The sequence below is a fragment of the Pseudoxanthomonas sp. P4_B2 genome (assembly GCF_056402315.1).
On sequence record NZ_JBFUHQ010000008.1, the window covers coordinates 99,402 to 121,924 of the forward strand.

The 22,523-nt window shown below is 61.3% G+C and carries 25 protein-coding genes; 17 read left to right on the plus strand and 8 right to left on the minus strand.

Annotation, left to right across the window (positions count from 1 at the left end; all coding sequences use genetic code 11):
* Window positions 1-20 precede the first annotated feature (20 nt).
* The 5 genes from AC1DTQ_RS17405 (at window position 21) to AC1DTQ_RS17425 (ending at window position 5,188) form a co-directional block, all read left to right on the plus strand.
* On the plus strand, window positions 21-1,133 hold the full coding sequence (locus tag AC1DTQ_RS17405; protein ID WP_477851203.1) for a polysaccharide pyruvyl transferase family protein: 1,113 nt from the start codon (window positions 21-23) through the stop codon (window positions 1,131-1,133).
* Window positions 1,130-1,987 carry a glycosyltransferase family 2 protein gene (locus tag AC1DTQ_RS17410; RefSeq protein WP_477851205.1) on the plus strand — a complete coding sequence of 286 codons (858 nt, stop codon included), beginning with the start codon at window positions 1,130-1,132 and terminating at the stop codon, window positions 1,985-1,987. Before AC1DTQ_RS17405 ends, AC1DTQ_RS17410 begins: the two co-directional genes overlap by 4 nt.
* Window positions 1,984-3,051, plus strand: coding sequence for an EpsG family protein (locus AC1DTQ_RS17415; RefSeq protein WP_477851206.1), 1,068 nt, complete (start codon window positions 1,984-1,986; stop codon window positions 3,049-3,051). The genes AC1DTQ_RS17410 and AC1DTQ_RS17415 overlap by 4 nt, the downstream gene beginning before the upstream one ends.
* An 8-nt stretch (window positions 3,052-3,059) precedes the next feature.
* Window positions 3,060-3,836 (plus strand): YdcF family protein, encoded by a 777-nt coding sequence (locus tag AC1DTQ_RS17420; protein ID WP_477851207.1) that lies wholly within the window; start codon window positions 3,060-3,062, stop codon window positions 3,834-3,836.
* Window positions 3,837-4,141: 305 nt separating this feature from the next.
* The gene (locus tag AC1DTQ_RS17425; RefSeq protein WP_477851209.1) at window positions 4,142-5,188 is read left to right on the plus strand and encodes a polysaccharide biosynthesis/export family protein; all 1,047 of its coding nucleotides are present in this window, start codon (window positions 4,142-4,144) and stop codon (window positions 5,186-5,188) included.
* A 130-nt stretch (window positions 5,189-5,318) separates the two neighbouring features.
* Here AC1DTQ_RS17425 and AC1DTQ_RS17430 read toward each other — a convergent pair whose 3' ends face one another.
* A complete protein-coding gene (locus AC1DTQ_RS17430) occupies window positions 5,319-5,747 on the minus strand; it encodes a CBS domain-containing protein (protein ID WP_477851210.1) in 429 nt (142 codons plus the stop codon).
* Between the two features lie 316 nt (window positions 5,748-6,063).
* Between AC1DTQ_RS17430 and AC1DTQ_RS17435 the strand changes: the two genes are divergently transcribed.
* Entirely contained in the window at window positions 6,064-6,567 is a 504-nt protein-coding gene (locus AC1DTQ_RS17435) for a DUF6496 domain-containing protein (RefSeq protein ID WP_477851211.1), read from the plus strand.
* An 85-nt stretch (window positions 6,568-6,652) separates the two neighbouring features.
* On the opposite strand, the gene AC1DTQ_RS17440 is transcribed toward AC1DTQ_RS17435, so the two are convergent.
* Window positions 6,653-7,459: an arginase family protein gene (locus AC1DTQ_RS17440; protein ID WP_477851212.1), complete on the minus strand. Its 807-nt coding sequence runs from the start codon at window positions 7,457-7,459 to the stop codon at window positions 6,653-6,655.
* A gap of 210 nt (window positions 7,460-7,669) precedes the next feature.
* Between AC1DTQ_RS17440 and AC1DTQ_RS17445 the strand changes: the two genes are divergently transcribed.
* The 5 genes from AC1DTQ_RS17445 to AC1DTQ_RS17465 all read left to right on the plus strand — a co-directional run bounded on the left by AC1DTQ_RS17445 (window position 7,670) and on the right by AC1DTQ_RS17465 (window position 11,268).
* Window positions 7,670-8,104, plus strand: coding sequence for a hypothetical protein (locus AC1DTQ_RS17445; RefSeq protein WP_477851214.1), 435 nt, complete (start codon window positions 7,670-7,672; stop codon window positions 8,102-8,104).
* A gap of 109 nt (window positions 8,105-8,213) precedes the next feature.
* Window positions 8,214-8,852, plus strand: a complete 639-nt coding sequence (locus tag AC1DTQ_RS17450) for a glutathione S-transferase family protein (protein WP_477851215.1) — start codon at window positions 8,214-8,216, stop codon at window positions 8,850-8,852.
* A 108-nt stretch (window positions 8,853-8,960) separates the two neighbouring features.
* A complete protein-coding gene (locus tag AC1DTQ_RS17455) occupies window positions 8,961-9,467 on the plus strand; it encodes a DUF2569 family protein (RefSeq protein WP_477851216.1) in 507 nt (168 codons plus the stop codon).
* Between the two features lie 217 nt (window positions 9,468-9,684).
* Complete coding sequence (locus AC1DTQ_RS17460; protein ID WP_477851217.1) at window positions 9,685-10,023, plus strand: YegP family protein; 339 nt, start codon at window positions 9,685-9,687, stop codon at window positions 10,021-10,023.
* Window positions 10,024-10,179: 156 nt separating this feature from the next.
* On the plus strand, window positions 10,180-11,268 hold the full coding sequence (locus AC1DTQ_RS17465) for a hypothetical protein (protein WP_477851219.1): 1,089 nt from the start codon (window positions 10,180-10,182) through the stop codon (window positions 11,266-11,268).
* 32 nt (window positions 11,269-11,300) lie between these two features.
* Here AC1DTQ_RS17465 and AC1DTQ_RS17470 read toward each other — a convergent pair whose 3' ends face one another.
* Genes AC1DTQ_RS17470 through AC1DTQ_RS17485 form a run of 4 tightly spaced genes read right to left on the minus strand, consistent with a single transcriptional unit; the run spans window position 11,301 to window position 13,313 of the window.
* Window positions 11,301-12,062 carry an NADPH-dependent F420 reductase gene (locus AC1DTQ_RS17470; RefSeq protein WP_477851220.1) on the minus strand — a complete coding sequence of 254 codons (762 nt, stop codon included), beginning with the start codon at window positions 12,060-12,062 and terminating at the stop codon, window positions 11,301-11,303.
* 2 nt (window positions 12,063-12,064) lie between these two features.
* Window positions 12,065-12,535, minus strand: coding sequence for an SRPBCC family protein (locus AC1DTQ_RS17475; protein ID WP_477851221.1), 471 nt, complete (start codon window positions 12,533-12,535; stop codon window positions 12,065-12,067).
* Window positions 12,522-12,851 carry an ArsR/SmtB family transcription factor gene (locus AC1DTQ_RS17480; RefSeq protein WP_477851222.1) on the minus strand — a complete coding sequence of 110 codons (330 nt, stop codon included), beginning with the start codon at window positions 12,849-12,851 and terminating at the stop codon, window positions 12,522-12,524. Before AC1DTQ_RS17480 ends, AC1DTQ_RS17475 begins: the two co-directional genes overlap by 14 nt.
* Before the next feature lie 6 nt (window positions 12,852-12,857).
* Window positions 12,858-13,313 carry an SRPBCC family protein gene (locus AC1DTQ_RS17485; RefSeq protein WP_477851224.1) on the minus strand — a complete coding sequence of 152 codons (456 nt, stop codon included), beginning with the start codon at window positions 13,311-13,313 and terminating at the stop codon, window positions 12,858-12,860.
* 386 nt (window positions 13,314-13,699) lie between these two features.
* Here AC1DTQ_RS17485 and AC1DTQ_RS17490 point away from each other — a divergent pair, with 386 nt between their 5' ends.
* The gene (locus tag AC1DTQ_RS17490) at window positions 13,700-14,542 is read left to right on the plus strand and encodes an N-acyl homoserine lactonase family protein (protein ID WP_477851225.1); all 843 of its coding nucleotides are present in this window, start codon (window positions 13,700-13,702) and stop codon (window positions 14,540-14,542) included.
* Between the two features lie 135 nt (window positions 14,543-14,677).
* Window positions 14,678-15,928 carry an MFS transporter gene (locus tag AC1DTQ_RS17495; protein ID WP_477851226.1) on the plus strand — a complete coding sequence of 417 codons (1,251 nt, stop codon included), beginning with the start codon at window positions 14,678-14,680 and terminating at the stop codon, window positions 15,926-15,928.
* 62 nt (window positions 15,929-15,990) lie between these two features.
* On the opposite strand, the gene AC1DTQ_RS17500 is transcribed toward AC1DTQ_RS17495, so the two are convergent.
* Both AC1DTQ_RS17500 and AC1DTQ_RS17505 read right to left on the minus strand, forming a co-directional pair.
* Complete coding sequence (locus AC1DTQ_RS17500) at window positions 15,991-16,902, minus strand: dienelactone hydrolase family protein (protein WP_477851227.1); 912 nt, start codon at window positions 16,900-16,902, stop codon at window positions 15,991-15,993.
* Window positions 16,903-17,186: 284 nt separating this feature from the next.
* The gene (locus AC1DTQ_RS17505; protein ID WP_477851229.1) at window positions 17,187-17,612 is read right to left on the minus strand and encodes an EF-hand domain-containing protein; all 426 of its coding nucleotides are present in this window, start codon (window positions 17,610-17,612) and stop codon (window positions 17,187-17,189) included.
* Between the two features lie 332 nt (window positions 17,613-17,944).
* On the opposite strand from AC1DTQ_RS17505, the gene AC1DTQ_RS17510 reads away from it, so the two are divergent.
* From AC1DTQ_RS17510 to xylA, 4 genes are all read left to right on the plus strand, one after another.
* Window positions 17,945-19,093 carry a PAS domain S-box protein gene (locus AC1DTQ_RS17510; RefSeq protein WP_477851230.1) on the plus strand — a complete coding sequence of 383 codons (1,149 nt, stop codon included), beginning with the start codon at window positions 17,945-17,947 and terminating at the stop codon, window positions 19,091-19,093.
* Window positions 19,094-19,095: 2 nt separating this feature from the next.
* The gene (locus AC1DTQ_RS17515) at window positions 19,096-19,452 is read left to right on the plus strand and encodes a response regulator (RefSeq protein WP_477851232.1); all 357 of its coding nucleotides are present in this window, start codon (window positions 19,096-19,098) and stop codon (window positions 19,450-19,452) included.
* A 302-nt stretch (window positions 19,453-19,754) separates the two neighbouring features.
* Complete coding sequence (gene xylB / locus AC1DTQ_RS17520; protein ID WP_477851233.1) at window positions 19,755-21,248, plus strand: xylulokinase; 1,494 nt, start codon at window positions 19,755-19,757, stop codon at window positions 21,246-21,248.
* 45 nt (window positions 21,249-21,293) lie between these two features.
* The coding region (gene xylA, locus AC1DTQ_RS17525; RefSeq protein ID WP_477851235.1) for a xylose isomerase at window positions 21,294-22,523 on the plus strand (1,230 nt) is incomplete at its 3' end.

The following is a 22,523-nucleotide window of genomic DNA, read 5'->3' on the forward strand; positions in this document are numbered from 1 at the left end:
GCTTCACCGGCTATTACGGCATGCGCAATTTCGGCGACGACCTGTTCGGGGCCATTTGCGCCGCCGCCTCGCGCCGGTTCTGGAACGCTACGCCCAGGATGATCGGCCCGGCGATCGCGGCAGTGGATTCGCTTTACACCATGCCGGGATGGTATCCGCCCGCTGTCTACGGCGGCTCGGGTCTTCTTGGCAGGACAGGCAGGCTGTATAGCTTCCTCCGTGGAGTACGCAATACCGATCTGCTGGTAATGGGCGGAGGCTCGGTGATCAACGGGCGGGGGTCGTTCCGTGAGCCGTTGATGTTGTCCGCGCAGCGCCGCGGTCGCCTGAAACTTGCGGCGATCGGTGTATCGGTCGGTCCGTTCGAGGATGCCGCTTCGCAAGAATCGGCCAAGGCTTTCATCAGCCGACTTTCGTACCTCGCGGTGCGTGATCGTCGGTCTTATGAGTTGGCGCGCGAGATGGGGCTCGGCGAACGCCTCCATCGGGGCCGCGATCTCGCGGGCCTGTTGTCCATGCTGCTGCCGCCGTCGGGGCGCCCTCGGTTGCCCGCACAGGGTGAAAAGCTACGCATCGGAGTGGCCCCGTGCCGCTATTCGTCAAGGCCGGGATATTCGACGCCCGAGGCGACGACGTTGCAGGAGTCGATGATCGAAGCTCTGAAGGCCCTGAACACTCGTTATCGCCTGCAGGTGGAAATCTTCAGTCTCAATGGCCACTCTCTTCACGGCGACATGGAACTGGCGCGAACCTGGCATCAGGCATTAACGGCCCATGGCGTTCCGGCACGGCAAATCGATTATCTCCATTGCGATCCCATTGCGACCGCCCAAGCTATCGGAGAGTGCGATGCGTTCATCAGCGCCCGTCTGCACGGAGCGATCGTCGCTTACATGGCCGGCGTGCCCTTCATGATCGTCGATTACCACCCCAAATGCGCCGATTTCGCCGACGATATCGGCCTGCCTGCCTCGCGCCGCATCACCGCGCAACATAACGGAGCCGCTGCTTTCGCTGACGGACTGGAAACAATGATTAGCGGCGAAGACATGCCAGGCCTGTCCCGCGAAGACTATGCGGTGCAGGCTCGGGAAATCTTCCGGCGCGCCCCCTGGGCAGTACCGGTGCCATGACCGCGGACCTGTCCCTGTTGAGCATGCGGTCCCGCGCGCCGGTGAGCGCGGTGGTGCCGTGTTTTCGTTGCGCGGACACCATTTCGGCCGCAGTCGCCTCGATAGCAGCGCAAACCCTGTCGCCCGCCGAAGTGCTGCTGATCGACGATTGCAGCGGCGACAACACTTTGGAAACGTTGCATGCGCTCGCAGCCGAGTACCCCCCCGGCTGGATTCAAGTAATCGCACTGCCCGCCAACGGTGGTCCGTCGCGGGCTCGCAATGCCGGTTGGGCGCGGGCCACCCAGGACTACCTAGCGTTCCTGGATGCGGATGACACCTGGGTTCCGCGCAAGATAGAACTTCAGACACAAGCGCTGGCTGCAGATCCGAAAATCGCATTGATTGCGCATCGCGTGAAAGTACGCGAGCGCGGGCTGGAACCCCTTCCGTTGCGGATGCCGATACGCACGGAAATCGTCGGGCGCCGACGGATGCTGCTGAACAATCCTTTCCCCACGCCTTCGGTCATGCTGCGCCGGGATCTTCCTTTCCGTTTCGACGAAAAGTTCCGCAGGGTCGAGGACTTCCTTTTATGGGCGCAGATCGCCCATTCCGGATATCGCTGCGCAAAGATCAACCAGGCGCTGGCCTACCTGCATAAGCCGAGCTATGGCGCAGGCGGTCTGAGCGGGGATCTGGAAGCGATGCGGCACGCAGGCCGCCAGGTAGGCGACGAACTGCAAAGATTGGGCCTGGTGACGGCACGTGAACGCATGTTCACGCGTAGTGTAGGCATGATTCGGCGGGCGCGTCGCCAGATGCTGCTGATGCTCCGGCGGATCCATTCGGAAGGGAGGTTTTTCCAACGATGATCACGCCCCCTGCGACCAGTCCCGATCCCCTCCTGCGTCCCCATCACCATGCCGATGCTTCGGCGGCGAATGTCCTCAGCCTGCTGCTGTTGCTCGCCGTAGCGATTTTCGGCTGCTGGCTGATCGGCACTCGGTCGCTCGATACCGGTACCGATACCGATGCCTATGCCGGCTTCTACCAGAGGCTGGGCGGCGGGTTGGTCGAGACGCGGCTGGAACCCGGCTTCGTCTATCTGAGCTACGGGCTCCGCCGACTGGGCCTGAGCTTGATCGGTTATCAGGTGGCGTTGTTCGCATTGCTGCTGGCGACCGCCGTGGCCGCCACCCGTCGTTACTTCCGCTACCTCGGCGGCACGGCGGCCGGTTACTACACCTTCCTCAGCGCTTCTTTGATGTTGCTGCTGGTTTCGCCGATGTTCGTCAACGCGTCCATCAACGCGATCCGGCAGGGGTTGGCCGCACTACTCATTTTTGCATCGTTGCTGGCGTTCCACCAGCGACATTGGTGGAAGTTCGCTCTGTATGGCGCTTTGGCCAGCAGTTTCCATGTATCGGCGCTTTTGTATCTCGTCCTGGCCCCCGTCCTTTTGCTGCGACCCAACATGCAGCGCTTCCTGGCCGCCGCCGCCTTTCTTTCCTATATCTCCGGACTGTCGCAGAAGGCGATAGGCATCCTGTTCCCCGCTCTGTACCACACCGTCATGGAATACACGGCTACAACGCGCTTCGAAGCGGGTGTGCGCATGGATTTCGCAGCGTTCTCCATTTTCTGGTATGTGCTGCCTCACCTGCTTTCCCCACTGATCAAAGCCCAGTACCGGGAGAAGATCATGGACAGCACGGCGGTCTATCTGGTCATGCTGCTGCCGTTCTTCGCCGTCGGCTGGGGTTATTTCTCCAACCGCTACCTGCTCCCCGCCTGGCTCGCAGTGTCGCTCATCCTGGCGGCTATTCTGTGTTGCAACCGGCTATCGCTGCTGCGCCAGCCGCTGCTGATCAGATTCTGCCTGATCGTCGCGTGCGCGGTGTTTTACCTCTATGTGTCCAGGGGGATAGTGATCTGATCGCATCGATGCAGAGCGCCGCTGCGCTGACGGACAAGTTCCTGGTATCGCTGACCTATCCGCCGACTCTGTCGTTGTGGGTCGGGCTGTGCGGCTTGTTGTTGATGATCCTGCGCCGGCGAAAGACCGCCATCGCACTATGCTCGTTCGCGCTGTTGTGGTCGCTGCTTTGGTCGGTGCCGGTGGTCTCGGACTGGCTGCGCGGCACGCTCGAAAACAGGTATCCGATAATGGACGAAGCCGCGCTTCCGCGGGCGGACGCCGTTGTCGTACTGGGTGGAGGCAACGACTATGCGTGGTTGGACCGTCCGCAAGTGCATCCGAACCAACTGGAAGGCAGCAGGCTTGCCGCTGGCGCGCGCGCATGGCTGGCCGGGCGCGCGCGGGTGATCGTTCTTTCTGGTGGCGGTGGCGGAGGGAATGGCGATAGCGAAGCGTACCGAATGGCCGAGGCCATCGCCCGGCTGGGTGTTCCGGCTTCGGCGCTGATGCTCGAAGAACATAGTCGCGACACCCGCGACAACGCACGCAATACCACGGCAATGCTCAGGAGTCGCGGGATGAAGCGGGTGTTGCTGGTCACCTCGTCGTTGCATATGCCGCGCGCCAGCCTTCTTTTTCGCCAGGCCGGCCTCGAAGTCCTGGCGGTGCCGGTGCCGGAGCCGGCCAATCGCGCCACTTGGCGGCAGCGGTGGTTTCCATCGCGCAGAGCCCTTTGGCGCAGCGGTCGCGCATGGAAGGAATACGCGGGTCTAATGGCCTTTTATCTGCAGATCTCGGACTGAAATTTTCGTTTCACTCCGCGGTTGCGGAATATTCATTTTCGTTGCCATGAAAGGCCTGGTCGAGCCAGGATTTTTCACACGCCTAATGCAACCGGCTCACTACGCTCTCCATGCCGAAAGACCGCAATCGCGCGGCTCATGCTTCGATCAAAGCATGCTTCGATGAAAGGCAACCGGGCACTCCCTCGCCGCAAGGTAAAAGGCGAGAGACAGAAGGCATCGCATTCGATGCCGGTGCCATCAGTAAGAGGGTTCCGAAAGTGAACAATATTACTCATTCCTGTGCCGTCACAATCATTTCGATCATGCTCGTTGGATGCGCGGGCCAGCAGATGTCCACCCGAGGATCGGGCAACGGTGAATTGGTCAATGGCACCGACGTCAGAATGGTCGCCATCACTCCTGAACTGGTCGCGCCACAAAGAATCACCGAGCCGGTGCCGGCCGAATTGGCCAGCTATCGACCCGAGACCTACCGCATCCAGCCGGGCGATACCATTCTGGTCACCGTGTGGGACCATCCGGAACTGACCACGCCCGCCGGCAGTCAGCAACAAGCGGTAACCAATGGCCGTCTGGTGCAACCGGATGGAACCTTCTTCTATCCCTACGCCGGCAAGATCAACGTGTCCGGCATGAGCATCGAAGAGTTGCGCAGCACCCTTTCCAGTCGGCTGGCCAAATACCTGCACGATCCGCAGCTGGATGTGAACGTGGTGGGTTTCGGTAGCCGCGTTGCCCTGCAAGGCGCCTTCACCGACACCTCGCCGCAGGAAATGACCACAGTTCCGCTGACTCTGGCGCAGGCGATCGGCAAGGCGCGCATCGACGTCGAGCAAGCCGACCTGTCTGGTTTCGTGCTCACCCGCGATCAGCGCAATTATCGCCTCGACCTGGACGCATTGAATCGCGATGGCAGCGTTGCGCCGACCATCTATCTGAAACCAGGGGACCATCTGTTCCTGCCGTTCAACGATCGCAAGGAGGTGTACGTAATCGGTGAGGTGCTGAGACCCCAAGCAATCACCTTCAAGACTACCGACATGTCGCTGACGCAAGCGTTGGGCCGCACTGGAGGGCTGAATCCGATCACCGCAAAAGGCGAAGCGGTGTATGTCATACGCGGGGTCGAGGACATGCAGCGTTCGCCGGCTACCGTTTACCACCTCGATGCGAAATCGCCCGCGGCCTTCGCACTGGCCGATCGATTCTCTCTGCGTCAGGGCGACGTAGTATGGGTAGGCCCAGCCGGCGTCACGCGCTGGAATCGATTCCTGAGCCAGTTGTTGCCTCTCTCCGGGCTTATCAGCAACGCGGCTTCGGCGCAGTACAATTTCGACCGCGGCAACTGACGAAATGCATTCGACTGGGATAACGAATGAATAGCGGCGTCAAGCGTGCATGTTGCGGACCTGGCGCCGCGCCATTCCCCCGTTCGGGTTCCGGCGTGAATAGTATCGGAGCCGTTTGCCGGAGCGACACTTAGGCGACGCGCATCGGCGCGGAGACCTCTTTGACGACTTCCGCGGTCGCTTTGCTTTTTCCCGCCAGAGCGATGTCGGCCAATGCAACGATGCCGGCGAGCTTTCCGGAAGCATCCACCACTGGGACTCGGCGCACCTTTGCTTCCTCCATTAAGGAGATGCAGTCCTTCAAATCGCTATCGGCTCGCACTGTCTTGATCGGCGAGGTCATCACGTCGCCGGCGGTGGCCGCTACGTTGCCGCTTTTGGCGACCATGCGTATGGCGATATCGCGATCGGTCACCACGCCCATCGGTCTGTTCCGATCGTCCAGTACGGGAATCTGGCCGCAGTCGTTATCGAGCATCATGCGGGCGACGTCGCGCACAGGCGTGTTGATCCTGCATGCGGCCGGATTGGGGGTCATTACGGCGCTTACGCTGGTCATGACTGTTCCTCCGTTGCGGTTGCCGAACTGCGATGTTCGTCTTCTTTGAGTTTCACTCACGTGAATCAGAACGCCGCCGATTCTCACCGCACCGCAACGTTCGCGATTTCATGAACTCTTCGTGCAGGTCTTCGCTGAAGTAGAACGCTTTCGCATCGCTATGTTGACCGAGCTGTAACGTCGATAGCGTTACGGTCCGTGTGCCGGAGAAGGGTCGATCGTCTCGGCTCAAGGTAGTAATGGCCTCCGGTAGAGGATCCAGCCAGCCGTCGAGGAATTCTCCTCGGCGCTGGGTCCTCTAACTGGGAGAACTCTCATGCCAGAGAAGCAGACCATAGAGCGTGCTAAACGAGATAAGCGCGAAGGGAAATCGCCGAGCACGCAGGCCGGCGAATTCGTACACGAGGAAATGGAACATATCCGCGAAGGCAAGCACGGCGCCAGATTCGCCAAGCAGGCGATTGCGATCGGTTTGTCGAAAGCGCGCCGCTCAGGCGTCGATCTGCCTCCACCCAAGAAAGGAACGGCCAGCGCGGAAACGCGGCAAAAGGCGGAGAGGGATATCGAAGTTGGAGATGGAGCGGCGAAAAAGACTCCATCGCGTACGCGTTCGAATGCGGTGAAGAAAGCGCTCAAGCGTGAAGACAGCGCGGCGGCATCGAAACGCGCGTTGTCGCGCCAGGCCAAATCCGCATCCGGCAAGCGCAGCGCTGCTGATCGCTCGGCCGCGGCCAAGAGAGCTGCGAAAACCAAAGGCAGTGTGGGTCGTTCATTGGCCGCCAAGAAAGCGGCGCATACGCGTGCCGCACATGCGAGCTGAGTGAGGTATCGATTCTGTCCGCGTTAACGCCATCCGCGTGGCTGCGTTGAGGGCATCGCGGACCGGCTCGCATTCCTCTTCGGCATTATGGATTGGCGACTGCTTCGCATAGTCTTGCAATCAACTTGCTGCCTTCGCGGGCCTCTTCTTCATTGGAGGGGGCGAATTCGGTGATGGTGAGGCCGACTACGTCAGCTTCACGCGCGATACGACTAACGAGTGCGATCGCCTCTTCGATACCGACGCCGCCCTCGGGATAGGCGACGTAAGGAAATTCGTTCGGATCGAGCACATCCAGGTCGAAATGGATGTGGACCGGACCGCTGAGGGCCGTTTCCGGATCCAGCAGCTTCAGGTCCAGTTCGCGCTGCAGCGCCCAGTCGCCGTCGTCGCCGATCCGGATGCCGAAGTAGTGGAAGCGGGCCGGATCGATCGGCGCGCCCAGAAAGGGCCGCATCGGCTCCGGTGCGCGCCCCAGGATCGCACTCACCGGCATGCCGTGGAAGTTGCCGCTGGGAGAAGTCGCGGGCGTGTTGGCGTCGAGATGGGCGTCTACCCAGATCACGTTGAGCCCTGGATGGGTTCCGTTTAGATAATCGATCACCGCGACATCCACGGCGCAATCGCCGCCGGCGGTCAGCACACGGTTTGCGCCGGAGCGCGAGAGAATATCCTGTGCGCTGCGGAACTGCGCGAAGATCGCTTCCCAGCGCTGGACGCCGTGCGCACTTTCCGCATTGTCGTGGCTCAACGGCACGAGCACCTGCGGCGCGTACTGTCCGCACACCGTAGCCGCCGCGGCTGCACCGCGCGCGAGATTCTCATGCCGGCCCGATCCCTGCCATTGCGGGTAGGCGAGGCTGAGTTCGAACGGTATCCGGGAAGATTGCATTTGTTTCGTGCTCCATTCCGATCGTTGCATCTCGATCATGCCATAGCACTCGGTCCGTGATCTGGCATCGATCAGTCGCCGGTGGGCTAAGGCGGTCGCTCAAGACTCGAAGAGGTCAGGACCCGGAGTGATTGTCCGCTTTCAAACCAGTATTCCCTCTGGCTCCTCTGTCCGGCGCGCATGAGTCCGTCCTGCCGCTATCATTCCGGCATGGACGCTACCGACAATCCCTATCAGGCACCAACTGCTGAACTTTCGAAGGAAATACGGCCCACGGCGCCCGCGGTCATCAAATTGTTGGTGGGCCTGTATGTCGCTACGTATCTACTTGCCCTGACCAGCGTGCTTGTCAAAGGATTGGACGCACCCCTGCTGTCCATTCCCGCATGGTTGCTTATTGGCGTGTTCACGGCTGGCATCAGCTTGGCGTTGCTCCGCGGCAAGCAGTGGGCGCGCATGTGGGTAGTGCTGTTGACCTTTATACCTGTCATCTCGCTTGCGGAACTCACGCCATGGACCGCAGGCCTCATCGATGGAGGTTTGGCGATGGCTCGTATTGTCACGCGCATCGCCGTGGGTTGCATGATGTTTCTGCCCTCGATACGAGTGTGGTTCGCACCGGTGGTATGGCGGCGGAATCCATAAGCAGGACCGCTAAAAGCGGCGCGAACGTTCCTAAACGGCTTGCCGAGAACAGTATGGAGTACGTTTTCCCTTCGCAGCCTCGGCCTCCATTTCAAAGGACCAGCACGCAATGAAACTGCTCTTCAGCCGCAACCCCAATCCACGCCTCGCGGTGGCGGTGGCCCGCCACCTGGATGCGAAGGTCGAGTTCGAGTTCGCTGCGCCGCTGGCTCCGGGCCAGAGTGAGCGGTATCGCGCACTTAACCCGAATTTGCTGTTGCCCATATTGCTGGGCCCGGGGAAAAGCCTCTGGGAGACCGATGCCATCGCCTGCCGGCTGTCGCGCGACGCGCGTTCGGATTTCTGGCGTACGGACGACGACGAACCCGAGATGATGCAATGGCTCAGCTGGGGCAAGGAGAACTTCGCAAGAGCCTGCGACATGGTGCATTTCGAACGCGGGACAAAGCAGCGGTACAGACTCGGTCCGGTGGATCAGCAGCAGCTCAAGGAGGGACTGAGGCGCTTCGGAAAGGCAGCCGCACTCCTCGATGCCGAGCTTTCCGGGCGGGGATGGCTGGTTGGCGATTCGGTGTCCTATGCCGACTTCCGAATGGCGGCATTCCTGCCCTTCAACGATGTCGCGGGACTGCCGCTGAGCGACTACCCCTCCGTCGAGCGCTGGTATCGCCAGCTCGAAGAGATCGACGCGTGGCGCGATCCGTTCAAGGGCCTGGAGGCGCCCGAGCTGCCGCCGGTGCCGGGCTGACAACGGAATCAGATCGAGCTCCATTCCTCCTCCTACGCCCTTGACCTTAACCCAGACCGTGCGCGCATCGGGCACACTAGGCGGGTGGGGAAAGCCCGGGGGGGCGAAGTGAACGAAGAAATTAATGAGTTGGACGGCCTGTGGGGATGGCTGCTCCTCTTCACTGGATTCGTCATCTGGCAGATCGTCAGGGTCGGCATCCTGATTGTTTCCACCTTCCTGCCTCTATTCCGCGACGGCACCTGGGAAGCGCTCACCCGGCCCGACTCGCCCATCTATGACCCCATGTGGCAACGCGTTCTGCTGTTCCAGCTAGCAGGGAATATCGCCATGGGGGCGATGGCCATGATCACTCTGGCATTGCTGGTCGTTCGTTCCTCGTATGCGCCAAAGTCCGCCATTAGTTTGCTGGTGGGCAGCTTTGTCATAGCGGCCGCCTACTATGTCATCGCAGGACAGATCCCTTCGCTTGCCGATCGGGGAACCGATTATGAGGGCCTCGCGATATTGTTCCGCTCAGGCATCGCGATGCTGATCTGGGTGCCGTACTTTTTGATATCCAGACGCGTCAAAGCGACCTTCGCCGATCGTCCTCTCACCGAATCATCCTCGTAACCGAGCAGGGACACACCCGATTCGATGGCGGGGTCATTCCCTGGGATGTGAACTATTTACGTTGCGTCCCGTAGCTCCGAGTGCTCCCATAAACCCGGGGCACGGCAGGGACGGAGGCAGTCAATCGGCTTGACTGCCTCCGTTCCCTTTATTTCTACCTTTGTGTCCGCGGATTGGCGGAAGACGCTCCAATACGCCGACCTTGAGAGGTTAGGTGATGGCTAGCAGATACTTATTGACCGGGCCAAGTGGTGGCCAGTATCACTTTGTGCTGAAGGCTGGAAACGGGGAGACGATCCTTACCAGCGAGCATTACACGACCAAGGCCGGAGCAAACAACGGCATCCAGTCGGTCAAGACAAACTCATCCATCGACGCACGTTACGTCCGCAAGAACGCGACTAACGGCAAGCCCATGTTCAACCTCAAGGCCGCCAACGGCGAAATCATCGGAAGCAGCGAAACGTATTCCTCCGATGCGGCGCGTGAGGGTGGAATCACCTCGGTAAAGGTCAACGGTCCGAGCGCGCCAATCGACGATCAGACTACGGGTTAACGGGTATGGCGGATGTGGATCTCATCATCCGCCGTGCTCCCGAGACGAAAGCGTAATTGACGCCGTCGACGCATAGAGGGCCGCGTCCGATAGGGTGCCCGTTGCGGTACGGGCCGTCGCTTGTGCGGAGTAGCCGATGCTTGGGAAGGAGGGAGCATGGTTGAGGGTGGGGCTTTCGATACGCTTTGGGCGACGGCACGCGACATGGATGCCACCTTGCGCGTGGCCGCGAAATACGCGGCATCCTTGGCTAGAAAGCAGGTGCACGCAGAGCCGTACTCCCGCGGCGCCATGTTCCAGAAAATGGCCCGGCGCGAGGTTGCGGTTTTTCGTGGGGTGCCGATCTTGGTCAAGAGCCATCGCTCGGCAACGATGCAGGATGCGCTGGTGCATGCGTTGAGCCATCGCTTCCCGCCACGTGAAACCTCGCGCGTCCAAGTCGGGCCTTCTCACGCGCTCAAGCGATTGCCTGTGCGGGAAATCATGCGCAGGTGGTTGGGCGGCCGGGCAATCGTGGGCGTAACGGACCTGCACATTCGAGGAACCCGTGTCGAAGAAGTCATCGACACCCGCGCACTCAGCGACTTCAACACCTTGATCCGCGGCTCCGACCACCTGTCTGAGCAAGAGATGATGACTTTGGTCATAGCCTCCAAGGGCAACGTGACGGATTCCCACTCTGACGATCCCGACGGCACCAATCATTGTTTCTTCGGCAAGAAACTCTGGCTGGCTTGGGATGCGTTCGAAGGCATGGCGGCAGGACTGGAAGATGTGGAGCGCCAGCATGTAAGCGGCGAGCAAGCCGCATTCGACATCGGTACTTTCGTGGGCTTGCGTTCGTCGCGCTGGTTCCTAGTGTCCACGGGCGACACCTTGTACTTGCCTGGCAACTTGACGCATAAGGTATTGACGCTGGAATCCTATTTGGGCGTTGGCAGCTTCCATATTGGCCTTCCCGGCAGCCTGGACACTTTCACGCGTTGGCTTCATCGCGGTCCGCTGTGGTCTATGGACGATCGCAGTAAGGCGAATGCGGGACTCGTAGACGAGGCCGCAATAGTCACGCTGCGGATCGCCGACCGCGTCCGATCCGGGTCATCAAGAATAAGAGAACGTTGGGGCTTCGATGCGTTGCGCGAATCCTATGAGGTCTGGAAGAAATCCATAAACCGTGCGACACGCGAAGAGGTCCTGCAGCATCGTAGCTTCCGGAAACTCGTCGAAATGGCGCAATCGGCGTAGCGTAGAGATAGAGGGTTCGCGTAGATTGGGTCTTAAAGCGGATTCAATGAGCGGTTCATAGCGATGACACCGGCATGGGCCTCGGCATGAGTCGGGTTGTTGGCATAGAGTCTGCCGTATCCTTCTCTCCACTCGTTGTCGCGGATATTCTCCGCCTTGCCTTTCGCCGCTGCCTTTATCCCTTCCCGCGTCTTCGCCGCGCCATAATCGCAACAATAAGCGGGAGTCGAAGGCTGCTGCCGCCACGATTCTTCCAACGAACCGCCGTCGACCGGATCGAAACCTATTTCGTTCACCAGTTCCATGACGATACGCTTGGTTCGGACATCATCGCCAGCCACGGGAACAGCCAGCCGATCCGGCGAGCCTTCGGGCTTCCCCAGTTCGGAGAGCGAGTGGAAAAGTATGCTGTTGAACGCCTTGAGAACCGGGCGGCCAAGCTGCTGCGATATCCGCACGCTTTCCGGCATGCCGGCATCGATCTCCGCGAGGCGCGGGTCGCGCACTTCGGGGTAATAGTTCCCCGTATCGATGATCGCCACGCCGTCCGCAGCCCGGTCGAACAAGTCATGGGGCAGCTTGGCCACAGCGGGAAACGGAATGGACAGCAACACCACGTCCGCACCTTCCACGGCCCCGTAGATATCGGCGGCATCGGCCCCGATTTCGTCCGCCAATCGCCTGACCGCCTCGGCCCCACGCGAATTGGCGACGCGCACCTGGTGGCCCTTCTCGCTCCATCTGCGTGCCAGGGTTCCTCCCATCTCGCCAATGCCGATCACACCGATCTTCATGATCAGCTCGCCACGGGCGAACGGGGGAGCGCGCGACCGGTCTCGAGGAACGTCTTGAAATTGGAGAGCACCTTCGGCCAGCCGCCCGATATGCCTTCGAGCATTTGCGGGTCCAGGTCGTCATGGGTAACGGTCAGGCGGATCAACCCCTCACCGTACGGTTCTATATCGAATGCGACGCGGGAATGTTTCGACTCGTCGCCGGCTTCGCTGGGCCTGGCCCAGGTGAACGCGAGCCGGCGCGGCGGGGTGTTCTCGATCACCTTGCCCACTATGTCGACCGTACCCGTAGCGTCGACGCGAGTGTGCTCCCACCGGGAACCGGGCTTCCAGTCCGATACGTTCACGCGGGCGCAACCCGCACTCGGATCGACCCACCACTCGCGCATCAAATCCGCGTCGAGCAACGCCTGCCAGGCCTTCTCGGGCGTGGTGGAGATGTAGGTCACGTACACATAATCAGGCTTTCTCATCGTCGTCACCTTCCAGTTTCTTCTTGAGGTCGCGCAACGCACCGAGGCGGCCGCGCTCGAATTTTCCGATCCAGCGCACGTAGATTTCGTGCAGCGGAACCGGGTTGAGGTAGTGAAGCTTTTCCCGGCCTTGCCAGACGACCGCGACCAGGTTGGCATCCTCCAACAGTTGCAGATGCTGGGTGACGGCCTGGCGCGTCATATCCATGTGCCCACACAGGGCAGTGACTGTCTGGCCGTTCTCCTGGTACAGCTGATCGAGCAGGCGCCTGCGGGTGGGGTCGGCCAGCGCTTTAAAAACCTTGTCGATGTCCAACAATCCTCAGTTCCAGTTGTCGATCTTGATGTCGTGGGGACTGGGAGCGCCTTTCCCCGTTTCCACGAGCGACTTCAGGCTCATCATGAAGATCGCCCACTTGGTGCTGCAGTGGTGCATGAATTCGACTGGTTCCTTCCAGCCCTGGTGCTTGAACAGAACGATGGCGTAGCCGTCTTCCTGTTTGAGTTCGAAGCGGATCGTCGTGCCGATCCATTCCGCAGGACCATCGATCACTTCCCAGAGCACAAGCTCAGTAGGGCGGAGCTCGAGAATCTTCATCTTGAAGCTGCCGATCTCGACGCCGCCGGCGCTGAAGCGGAAGGTGAGCATTCCACCGACTTTGCTTTCTCCTTGCGCGTCATTCGTCCACCAGCCGCCCACGCCCTCAGGGGTGGCCAATGCCTTGTAGACGTCCTCCAAGGACGCCTTGATTCCGACTCTATGCAGGATATCCACCATGATCTTCTCCGTAACCGTTGCCTGAAATGAGCGCCCAGTTGCCACCGCAATGCCATCAGGCTTCTGCCATTGCGGTGAAGCATGCTTGCCGGTTTCCGGCGCGCGGCAATAATATGCAAGTATTTACTTGCATGTCAAGAGGGGATGAATTGCCGCTCTCGTTTCTCGGTTGGCGATGGCTTGGGGGTTCCGTTATGAGGTGAAGGTGAGAGACGCAGACGGAAGGTGATTTCTGGAAAGTGCTCACGGTCGCCGCCGGTGGGTTGCTGGCTGCGTCGCCATTGGCGCAGTGATCGTATGATGCGCCGCGTCATCATGAGCGGGTATCGTAAGCGGGGTATCAACTCCACTAAACCGGCATCGCTCGACTCGATGGAAACAACTCGATGAAACTATACCTTCGTCATATTGTCGCCGTGTTCCTTGCATTCGCCTTCTCGCTCGCCGTGGCCGCGCCGCCGGCATCGAAACCCGATCTTCGGTTGTGGAGACTGGATTGCGGTTCGCTCTGGACTCTGAATCTTGACGAGTTATCCGATACGCGTGCCTATGTCGGCCAGAGCAAGAAATTCGTGGGCAGCTGCTACCTGATCCGGCACGGCGACGCTTATCTGCTCTGGGATACTGGTCTGTCCAAGACTGCTCTGAACAAGCCGCTCATCCAGGAGGCGGATTCCGAATCGCTGACGGCGACGATCGTCGATCAGCTCGCAAGAATCGGCGTCGAGCCCGCGCAAGTGTCCCTGGTCGGTATCAGCCATTACCACTTCGACCACATCGGTCAGGCGGCGGATTTTCCGCACGCGAAACTGCTGATCGGGCAGGGCGACTTCGAAGTACTGAGTCGGCCGGGCCACGAAGCGCGCGCCAAGCAATTGTCGCCCTGGCTGCAGAAGGGCGCCAAGGTCGAAAAGGTCACTGGCGACTACGACGTGTTCGGAGACGGCAGTGTGGTGATGCTCGATCTGCCCGGACATACGCCGGGCCATCATGGCTTGCTGGTGCAGCTGCCGAAACGCGGCGCCGTGCTGCTGTCCGGCGACGTGGCGCATTTCCGCGAGAACCTGCAATCGGCCGGCGTACCCTCGTTCAACAGCGACCGCGCCCAGTCGTTGTCCTCGATGGACCGTTTCAACAAACTCGCGCGGAACCTGGGTGCCACGGTGATCATCCAGCACGAGGAGAAGGACCTCGCGAAGCTGCCGGTATTTCCCGAAGCGGCCGAGTGAAGCGGAACAGCCCGCTCACGGGCTGCAGCAGCGTGCAATGCAGGCCGGATCAACCGAAAGCGCGATCCGCGACAAGCTTGTCGATTTTGGGGTGCCTGGTGCGTCTAGATAGAGACAGCCCAGAACGCCGCGCGTATGAACAGCTCTCCAATTGCTTCTTCTTCTCTTCGCATGGACCGCAACTGGCCGCTGGTCGCTGCCGGTGCGTTGCTGGGCTGCGTTGCCATCGGCGCGGTGTTCGCGCTGGCGGTGCTGTTGCAACCCATGAGCGCCGCCACCGGTTGGTCGCGTGCAGGACTTTCCAGCGCCATGACTCTGGCCTTTCTCAGCATGGGTTTCGCCGGCTTCGGTTGGGGCATGCTGAGCGATCGATACGGACCGCGCGTGGTGGTGTTGATCGGCGCGCTGTTGCTGGGTCTTGCCTGCGTGCTGGCCAGTCGCGCCGGCAGCCTGCTGCAGTTCCAACTCAGCTACGGCATGCTGTTGGGCATCGCCGCGTCCAGCTTCTTCACCCCGGTGATGGCCGCGACGGCGTCATCCTTCGAGAAACATCGCAATCTGGCCATTTCGCTGGTATCGGCGGGCGTGGGCGTGGCGCCCATGACCTTATCGCCGCTAGTGGCCTGGCTGATCGATCGATACGACTGGCGCACCACGTTGATGATCGTCGGCTTGCTGGCGTGGGCGCTGACACTGCCGGCCGTATGGTTCGTGCGCGCGGTGCCGGGCGCAACCGTCGCAGACGAGAGCCAGGGCAGCGGCACGCGTGAGCTGACGGCTGCGCAGGCGCTGCGGTCCAAACCTTTCATCGTGCTGGCCTTGGCTTTCTTCGCTTGCTGCGCGGCGCACTCGGGGCCGATCTTCCACACCGTGAGCTACGCCGTCGGTTGCGGACTTTCGGTCACGGCAGCCGTCACCATCTACAGCATGGAGGGCGCAGCCGGGCTAGGCGGCCGCCTCTTGTTCGGCGTGCTGGCCGACCGCCTTGGCGCCAAGCCGGTGCTGGTGGCGGGCCTTCTCATCCAGGCATTGGCGGCGGCGGCCTACCTGCGTGTCAATCAGCTCGACGGCTTCTACGTGGTGGCGATCGTCTTCGGCCTGGCCTACGGCGGCACCATGCCGCTATACGCCTCGCTGGCGCGCGACGCGTTCCCGCCGCGCATCCTGGGCACCGTGCTGGGTGCGGCGGGACTGCTTTCCGGCCTGGGCATGGCGCTGGGGCCGCTGGCGGGCGGCTGGCTGTTCGATCGCTTCGGAAGCTACGCATGGATGTACATCGGCGCGATGATGGTCGGCTTGGCCGCCGCGGGCATCGCGTTGATGTTCCCGACGTCGCGCCGCGCGAAGGATAGCGACGGTCTGGGGCCCGCGTCGCAGCCCGTGTAGGCTCTTGGCATGTCTTGAGCGAAGCGCGTTGCCCGCGGCTTCACGAGGTTCGGCCTTCGGTCTTACCCAGGTTGCTGAGTGCGGAGGGTACGTTCGAAAAGGGCGATGGTCTGTTTCCACGCCTCTGCGGCGGCGGCTTTGTCGTAGCGCGGCGTGGTGTCGTTGTTGAAGCCGTGTTGCGTGCCCGCTGGTTGCAGCAGCGTGTAACGCACGCCGGCCGACTTCAACGCTTGCTCATACGCCGGCCAGCCTGCGTTGACGCGCTCATCGTCGGCGGCCAGCACCACCAGCAGTTCGCCCTTGATGTTGGCCACGTCCTCGATCGCCGGCGCGCCACCGTAGAACGGGGCCGCTGCGGCGACCTGCGACATGCGCGTGGCGAGGAAGTTGGCGATGGCGCCGCCGTAGCAGAATCCCACTACACCCAGTTTGCCGTTGCCGCCTTCCGCGCTGAGCAGGAACTTGGCCGCAGCAATGAAGTCCTCGCGGCTCTTCGGCTGCTCCAGCTTCGCGAATAGGGTACGCGCCGCATCCTCGTCGCCAGGATAGCCGCCCAGCGGGAACAACGCATCGGGCGCGAAGGCGATGAAGCCTTCCAGTGCCAGACGTCGCGCGATGTCTTCGATATGCGGATTGAGGCCGCGGTTTTCGTGCACCACCAGCGCCACGGGCAAGGATCCTTTGGCCGCGGCCGGTTTCACCAGATAACCCCGGCCGGTGCCATAACCTTGGGGCGAGGGGAACTCCACATAGCGCGCCGACAGTCGCTTGTCGTCCGGGTCGACCTGTTGCGCGGCCGCGAACTGCGGGGTCAGGGCGGCCAGCAATCCGGCGGCACCCGCGCTGCCGGCGGCGAAACGCGCGGCGCCCTGCAGGAAACCGCGGCGGTCGATATCGCCATGCACGTACTGGTCGAACAGACGCATTACGGCAGGATCGAAATCATCGGCGGTGGAACGGGGAAGATTGGCCATCGCGGGCTCCGGGTCCGGGCAAGAATGGAAAGAAGGAAAAGCCAAAAAGCGCCTATCGCAGAACACACGCGGACCCTATCGGATTAACCGCTCCTTCATCCAAAGCTACACGCTTGATTACCACTTTATCCGAACTCTGGGCGCCTTCCCGGGCCATCATTTCGGACAGGGACCTGAGCCGCGGTACTTGTGTCCGCGGCTGCAGGTCTTCCATCCGTTATTGGCGCTTTTCGCTTTGTCCTTGCCGACGGTCATGAGAGGAAAACAGAATGTCTTAGTCGCCGTCAATGTTTGGTCATCATCGTCTTGTGACCGGCTTCGTTCTCGGCCTGGCTCAACGAACCGTTCTTATCGGTGTCCATCTTCTCGAACATCGCCCGCGAACCGGCGCTGTGCTCATCGGCGGAAAGCTTGCCATCGCCGTTGCTGTCGATCACTTTGATCTTCTCCACGGACGACATTTCACCCTCCATCTTCTTCTTGCCCATCGCCGCATGCGCGGCGTCCATTTCGGCGGCGGTGACGCTGCCGTCCTTGTTGGCGTCCATCTTCTCGAACATCGCCTTCGCGCCGGCTTCGTGTTCGGCGGCGGATACCGCGCCATCGCCGTCGGCGTCCATCTTCCTGTTTCCACCATCGCCGGCGAACGCCACCGGAGCCACCAACGTCATGCTGGCTACGAACAATAGCGAGAGTGTGGATTTCTTCATCTTCGGCTCCTCCCTAGGGGCGCCGGCACTACAGTCCGGCGTGTGGGCGGGAGGGTGCGCGCGTGAGGGTTTCGGAGGTGTGAATTCTGCGCAAAGTGCGCATAAAAGGGAGATGGAGAACCATAGCTCGTCATCCCCAGGCCGATATCGCTTGGATTGCGTCCCGCCGGACCCTGACGCGGCCATAACGCCTGTCTCTGCTAGCGTAAGACGCGCGAGAGGCTTCTTCGCCTGGTTTTCGCATGGGGTGCACCAAAATTACCAATAGCATGCTCGCGTCCGTGCTTTCTTCTTGTACGTAATGACCTTCCGTTCCCCAAACCGGCGTCGCTATGCTCGCTTTCGATAAAGACACAACCGAAGTCGATCTGCGCTACGAGGCGCACCAGCTCTCCTTGCTGATCCAAAGCGTTACCGACTATGCGATCTACATGCTTGATCCGCAGGGGTATGTGCGAAGCTGGAATTCCGGCGGCCGGCGTATCAAGGGTTATAGCCAGGACGAAATCATCGGGCAGCATTTTTCCAAGTTCTATCTGCCTGAAGATGTCGAAAAGGGGATGCCGGCGTTGGGCCTAGAGGCGGCGCGCACGCAAGGGAAATACGAGGCGGAAGGATGGCGGCTCCGCAAAGACGGGACCCGGTTCAGGGCCAGCGTTGTCATCGATCCAATCTGGCGCGAAGGCCAGTTGATCGGTTATGCGAAGGTAACGCGGGACGTCACCGAACGCTTCGAAGCGAACAATCGGTTGATGGAAGCGCAAAAGGCGCTGGTCCAATCGCAGAAGATCGAAGCCATCGGCAAGCTGACCTTCGGCTTGGCGCACGATTTCAACAACTTGTTGACCGTCATCATCAATAGCCTGGATATGATTGGCGTTCGCCCGGGGGCCGATGCCCGTACCAAAGAGCTGGTGGATACGGCCCTGCGCGCGGCCGACAGAGGAGCTTTGCTGACCCGGCAGCTGTTGAGTTTCGCTCGCGGCCAGAACCTGGTCGCCGAACGACACGATCTCAATGAGCTTCTGGCCCAGTCGATGGAACTTTATCGGCGCACATGCGGACCAGCGGTCGAATTCAAGATCGATCTCGCGCCGGACTTGCCGCCGGTGTTCATCGATGCGGCACAGTTCGAAGCCAGCATGATGAATCTGGTGGCCAACAGCCGCGATGCCATGCCCCGTGGCGGGACCGTCACCGTGTCCACGTGTTTGGTGCATCGCGCCGCGGAGGATTCGGAAGGCCGATCGCAGGATTTCGTTTGCGTTCGCGTCGGCGACAACGGCAGTGGGATGTCGCCCGAGGTTGCCGAACGCGCCACGGAGCCTTTCTTCACCACCAAAGACGTCGGCAAGGGCAGCGGTTTGGGCCTGAGCCAGGTGTTCGGTTTTGCGGCCCAATCGGGCGGTTTTGCGTCGATTGAAAGCCAGGAACAGGTAGGCACCGTCATTCAACTCTGCGTTCCCACTGCCAAGGACTGACAATGGCCTCGATCCTGTTCATCGAAGACGAAGAAGATCTGCGCGGGCTGATAGGGGATAGCCTTACCGCTGAGGGGCACCATGTGGAGGTCGCGGCGGAAGGGACCGAAGCGATCCGGCGGTTGGCGAGCGGCAGTTACGATGTGGTGATCAGCGATGTCAGCATGCCGGGGGAAGTATCGGGACTCGACCTTGCCGAGCTCATCGAGGCGCGTTATCCGCAAACCCGGGTCGTTTTGGTATCGGGGCACGCGCGAGCGCAGCTGCCGTCGATCCCTGCCTCTACCCAGTTCCTGCCCAAGCCCTATCGCCTATCGCAACTTCTCGCCTTGCTACCCGACCCGTGTAAAACAGGTTGATCCGATCAGCCAGGGGCCGGAAAAGACGCGGATCCGTTGGGCAGATCCGGGAAAGCAGCGCTCGACCCGCCTCGGCACGCCAAGTCGGCAATCGCGAATCCACCCTGTCGGCAATCCAATAAGTCGCTGTTCTAGAAAAGATTCCGCGGTGCAGCAGGCTTTTTTTCCGACCTCTGGTTAAAGTGCGATCTCCCCAAGATCCGGATCGACAAGTAAGTGCGCGCACTCTTTTTCCCAGGTCGCCATTTTTTTTGCCGCAAAAATGGTAGCGCTAACTTTTTTGCCGGCGGAGCGGCTTTCCCATGACTCTCGTTGCCGGAATCGACGCTGGGACCCAGAGCGTAAAGGTGGTGGTTTACGACGCTGAGGCCAGAGGGATAGTAGGCGTGGCCAACGCGCCGCTGGAGCTCATTGCCGGCGAGGACGGCAGCCGCGAACAGCATCCCCAGGCCTGGGTGGATGCCATCGGAATCTGCTTCGCAGGCATAGATCCCAGCATTCGCCGCAACATCGTCGCGCTGGCCGTCTCCGGGCAGCAGCATGGCTTCGTGCCGCTAGACAAGGATGGAGAAATCCTTGCAATGGCCAAGCTCTGGTGCGACACCAGCAGCAGCGCCGAGTGCAATGAGATCATGGATGCCGTGGGTGGCGCGCAGCGCTGCATCGAGATCGCGGGCAATCCCATCCTGGCCGGTTACACCGCCTCGAAACTGCCTTGGACACGCAAGCATCGGCCGCAGGTGTACGAGGAGTTGGCGACCATTCTGCTGCCGCACGACTATCTGAATTTCTACCTGAGCGGCAAGAAATTTACCGAGGTCGGCGATGCCTCAGGCACCGGCTGGCTCGATGTCCGCACAAGGCAATGGTCGAAAGAGATGCTGGCCGCCATCGATCCCGATCGCGATCTTTCGCCGTGCTTGCCGCCGCTGGTCGAACTGGGCACCACCTTCGCGATCCTGCCTGCGATCGCTGACGCGCTGGGACTGGCGCACGGCGTGCGTATCGCGGTCGGCGGCGGCGACAACATGATGGCGGCGATAGGTACCGGCTGCGTGGTGCCGGGCCGTCTGTCGATGAGCCTGGGCACTTCCGGAACGCTGTTCGCCTACTCCGACACACCCGTGATCGACCCGGCCGGTTCATGGGCGGCCTTCTGCTCGTCGACCGGCGGCTGGTTGCCGCTGATCTGCACGATGAATTGCACCGGAGCCACGGAGACAGTCGCACGTACGCTCGGCATGAAGACCAGCGAAGGCGATCCGCTGATCGAATCGACTCCACCGGGCGCCGGCGGCCTGACCTTGCTGCCGTTCTTCAGCGGCGAACGCACGCCAGATTTGCCGAACGCGCGCGGTTCGCTCCACGGCATGGATACGCAAAACTTAACGCCCGCGTTGCTCTATCGCGCATCGATGGAAGGGGCGACTTTCACTCTGAGATATGGGTACGACGCCTTTCTCACTGCCGGCATGGCGTTCGACCGCATCGTGCTGACCGGTGGTGGAGCGAACAGCAAAGCTTGGCGGCAGATGATCGCGGACGTATTTAATCTGCCAGTGGAAGTGCCGCAAGAGACGGAAGGCGCGGCTTTCGGCGCGGCACTGCAGGCGCTGTGGTCGCTGCGAAATGCGGAAGGCGATACGGCGCCGCTGCCCGAACTGGTCAGTCTTCATGTGTCCAGCGACAGAGGCTTGGAATGCATGCCGGATCCCAGCCGAGTGCCCGCCTATCAGCAAGCCTATCGACGCTTTCTCGATCACCTCGCCGCGGTGCGGTCGCCCCACGCCGCATGACGACCCCCTCCACTCTTCCTTAGGGAAAACGAAAGGAACACCCTCATGAACAACACCCCCTTCATCGGCAGCAAAGAATATTTCCCCGGTATCGGCCGGATTCCCTTCGAAGGTCGCGATTCGGACAATCCGCTGGCTTTCAAGATCTACGAGGCCGACAAGAAGATCGGCGGCAAAACCATGGCCGAGCACCTGCGCTTTGCGGTGTGCTACTGGCATACCTTCTGCAACGCCGGCCACGATCCGTTCGGCCCGGGTACCCGCCGCTTCCCGTGGGAAGCGGGTTCGCCAATGGCCACGGCCGAGGCCAAGGTCGATGCGGCSTTCGAGTTCTTCAGCAARCTGGGSGTGCCGTACTGGTGCTTCCACGATATCGACCTGGCCCCCGATGCCGAAGAYGTCGGCGAGTACGAGAAGAACCTCAAGCACATGGTCGGCCTGGCCAAGGCGCGCCAGGAGGCGACGGGCACCCAGCTGCTGTGGGGYACGGCCAACCTGTTCTCGCATCCGCGYTAYATGAACGGGGCGTCGACCAATCCRGACTTCGCCGTGGTCGCGCGCGCGGCCGTGCAGGTCAAGGCGGCGCTGGAGGCCACGGTCGAACTGGGTGGCGAGCACTATGTGTTCTGGGGCGGCCGTGAAGGCTACGCCTCGCTGGTCAACACCCAGATGAAGCGCGAGGTCGACCACTTCGCCCGCTTCCTGACCATGGCCCGCGACTATGGCCGCAGCATCGGGCTGACCGGCAACTTCCTGATCGAGCCCAAGCCGATGGAGCCGATGAAGCACCAGTACGACTTCGACAGCGCCACGGTGGCCGGCTTCCTGCGCCAGCACGGCCTGGAGAAGGACTTCAAGCTGAACATCGAGGCCAACCACGCCACCTTGTCCGGGCACACCTTCGAGCACGACCTGCAGGTGGCCTCGGATCAGGGCCTGCTAGGCAGCATCGACGCCAACCGCGGCAATGCGCAGAACGGCTGGGATACCGATCAGTTCCCGACCGACCTGTACGACACCGTGGGCGCGATGTTGGTGGTGCTGCGCCAGGGCGGATTAGAAGGCGGCCTGAACTTCGATGCCAAGGTGCGCCGCGAGTCGACCGACCTGGAGGACCTGTTCATCGCCCATATCGGCGGCATGGACGCGTTCGCGCGCGGGCTGGAAGTGGCCCATGCGCTGCTGACCGAATCGCCGTGGGAACAATGGCGCACCGAGCGTTATGCCAGCTTCGACAGCGGCGCTGGCCGCGACTTCGAGCAGGGCAAGCTGGCC

Bases quoted from the DNA above. Each gene is read 5' to 3' on its own strand.
- AC1DTQ_RS17405 (WP_477851203.1), top strand. From the start codon at position 21: ATGCGCAATTTCGGCGACGACCTGTTCGGGGCCATTTGCGCCGCCGCC.
- AC1DTQ_RS17420 (WP_477851207.1), top strand. From the start codon at position 3,060: ATGCAGAGCGCCGCTGCGCTGACGGACAAGTTCCTGGTATCGCTGACC.
- AC1DTQ_RS17510 (WP_477851230.1), top strand. From the start codon at position 17,945: ATGCTCGCTTTCGATAAAGACACAACCGAAGTCGATCTGCGCTACGAG.
- AC1DTQ_RS17495 (WP_477851226.1), top strand. From the start codon at position 14,678: ATGAACAGCTCTCCAATTGCTTCTTCTTCTCTTCGCATGGACCGCAAC.
- AC1DTQ_RS17460 (WP_477851217.1), top strand. From the start codon at position 9,685: ATGGCTAGCAGATACTTATTGACCGGGCCAAGTGGTGGCCAGTATCAC.
- AC1DTQ_RS17475 (WP_477851221.1), bottom strand. From the start codon at position 12,535: ATGAGAAAGCCTGATTATGTGTACGTGACCTACATCTCCACCACGCCC.
- AC1DTQ_RS17450 (WP_477851215.1), top strand. From the start codon at position 8,214: ATGAAACTGCTCTTCAGCCGCAACCCCAATCCACGCCTCGCGGTGGCG.
- AC1DTQ_RS17505 (WP_477851229.1), bottom strand. From the start codon at position 17,612: ATGAAGAAATCCACACTCTCGCTATTGTTCGTAGCCAGCATGACGTTG.
- AC1DTQ_RS17465 (WP_477851219.1), top strand. From the start codon at position 10,180: ATGGTTGAGGGTGGGGCTTTCGATACGCTTTGGGCGACGGCACGCGAC.
- AC1DTQ_RS17490 (WP_477851225.1), top strand. From the start codon at position 13,700: ATGAAACTATACCTTCGTCATATTGTCGCCGTGTTCCTTGCATTCGCC.
- AC1DTQ_RS17435 (WP_477851211.1), top strand. From the start codon at position 6,064: ATGCCAGAGAAGCAGACCATAGAGCGTGCTAAACGAGATAAGCGCGAA.
- AC1DTQ_RS17410 (WP_477851205.1), top strand. From the start codon at position 1,130: ATGACCGCGGACCTGTCCCTGTTGAGCATGCGGTCCCGCGCGCCGGTG.
- AC1DTQ_RS17500 (WP_477851227.1), bottom strand. From the start codon at position 16,902: ATGGCCAATCTTCCCCGTTCCACCGCCGATGATTTCGATCCTGCCGTA.
- AC1DTQ_RS17515 (WP_477851232.1), top strand. From the start codon at position 19,096: ATGGCCTCGATCCTGTTCATCGAAGACGAAGAAGATCTGCGCGGGCTG.
- AC1DTQ_RS17445 (WP_477851214.1), top strand. From the start codon at position 7,670: ATGGACGCTACCGACAATCCCTATCAGGCACCAACTGCTGAACTTTCG.
- AC1DTQ_RS17425 (WP_477851209.1), top strand. From the start codon at position 4,142: ATGCTCGTTGGATGCGCGGGCCAGCAGATGTCCACCCGAGGATCGGGC.
- AC1DTQ_RS17470 (WP_477851220.1), bottom strand. From the start codon at position 12,062: ATGAAGATCGGTGTGATCGGCATTGGCGAGATGGGAGGAACCCTGGCA.
- AC1DTQ_RS17440 (WP_477851212.1), bottom strand. From the start codon at position 7,459: ATGCAATCTTCCCGGATACCGTTCGAACTCAGCCTCGCCTACCCGCAA.
- xylB (WP_477851233.1), top strand. From the start codon at position 19,755: ATGACTCTCGTTGCCGGAATCGACGCTGGGACCCAGAGCGTAAAGGTG.
- AC1DTQ_RS17415 (WP_477851206.1), top strand. From the start codon at position 1,984: ATGATCACGCCCCCTGCGACCAGTCCCGATCCCCTCCTGCGTCCCCAT.
- AC1DTQ_RS17430 (WP_477851210.1), bottom strand. From the start codon at position 5,747: ATGACCAGCGTAAGCGCCGTAATGACCCCCAATCCGGCCGCATGCAGG.
- AC1DTQ_RS17485 (WP_477851224.1), bottom strand. From the start codon at position 13,313: ATGGTGGATATCCTGCATAGAGTCGGAATCAAGGCGTCCTTGGAGGAC.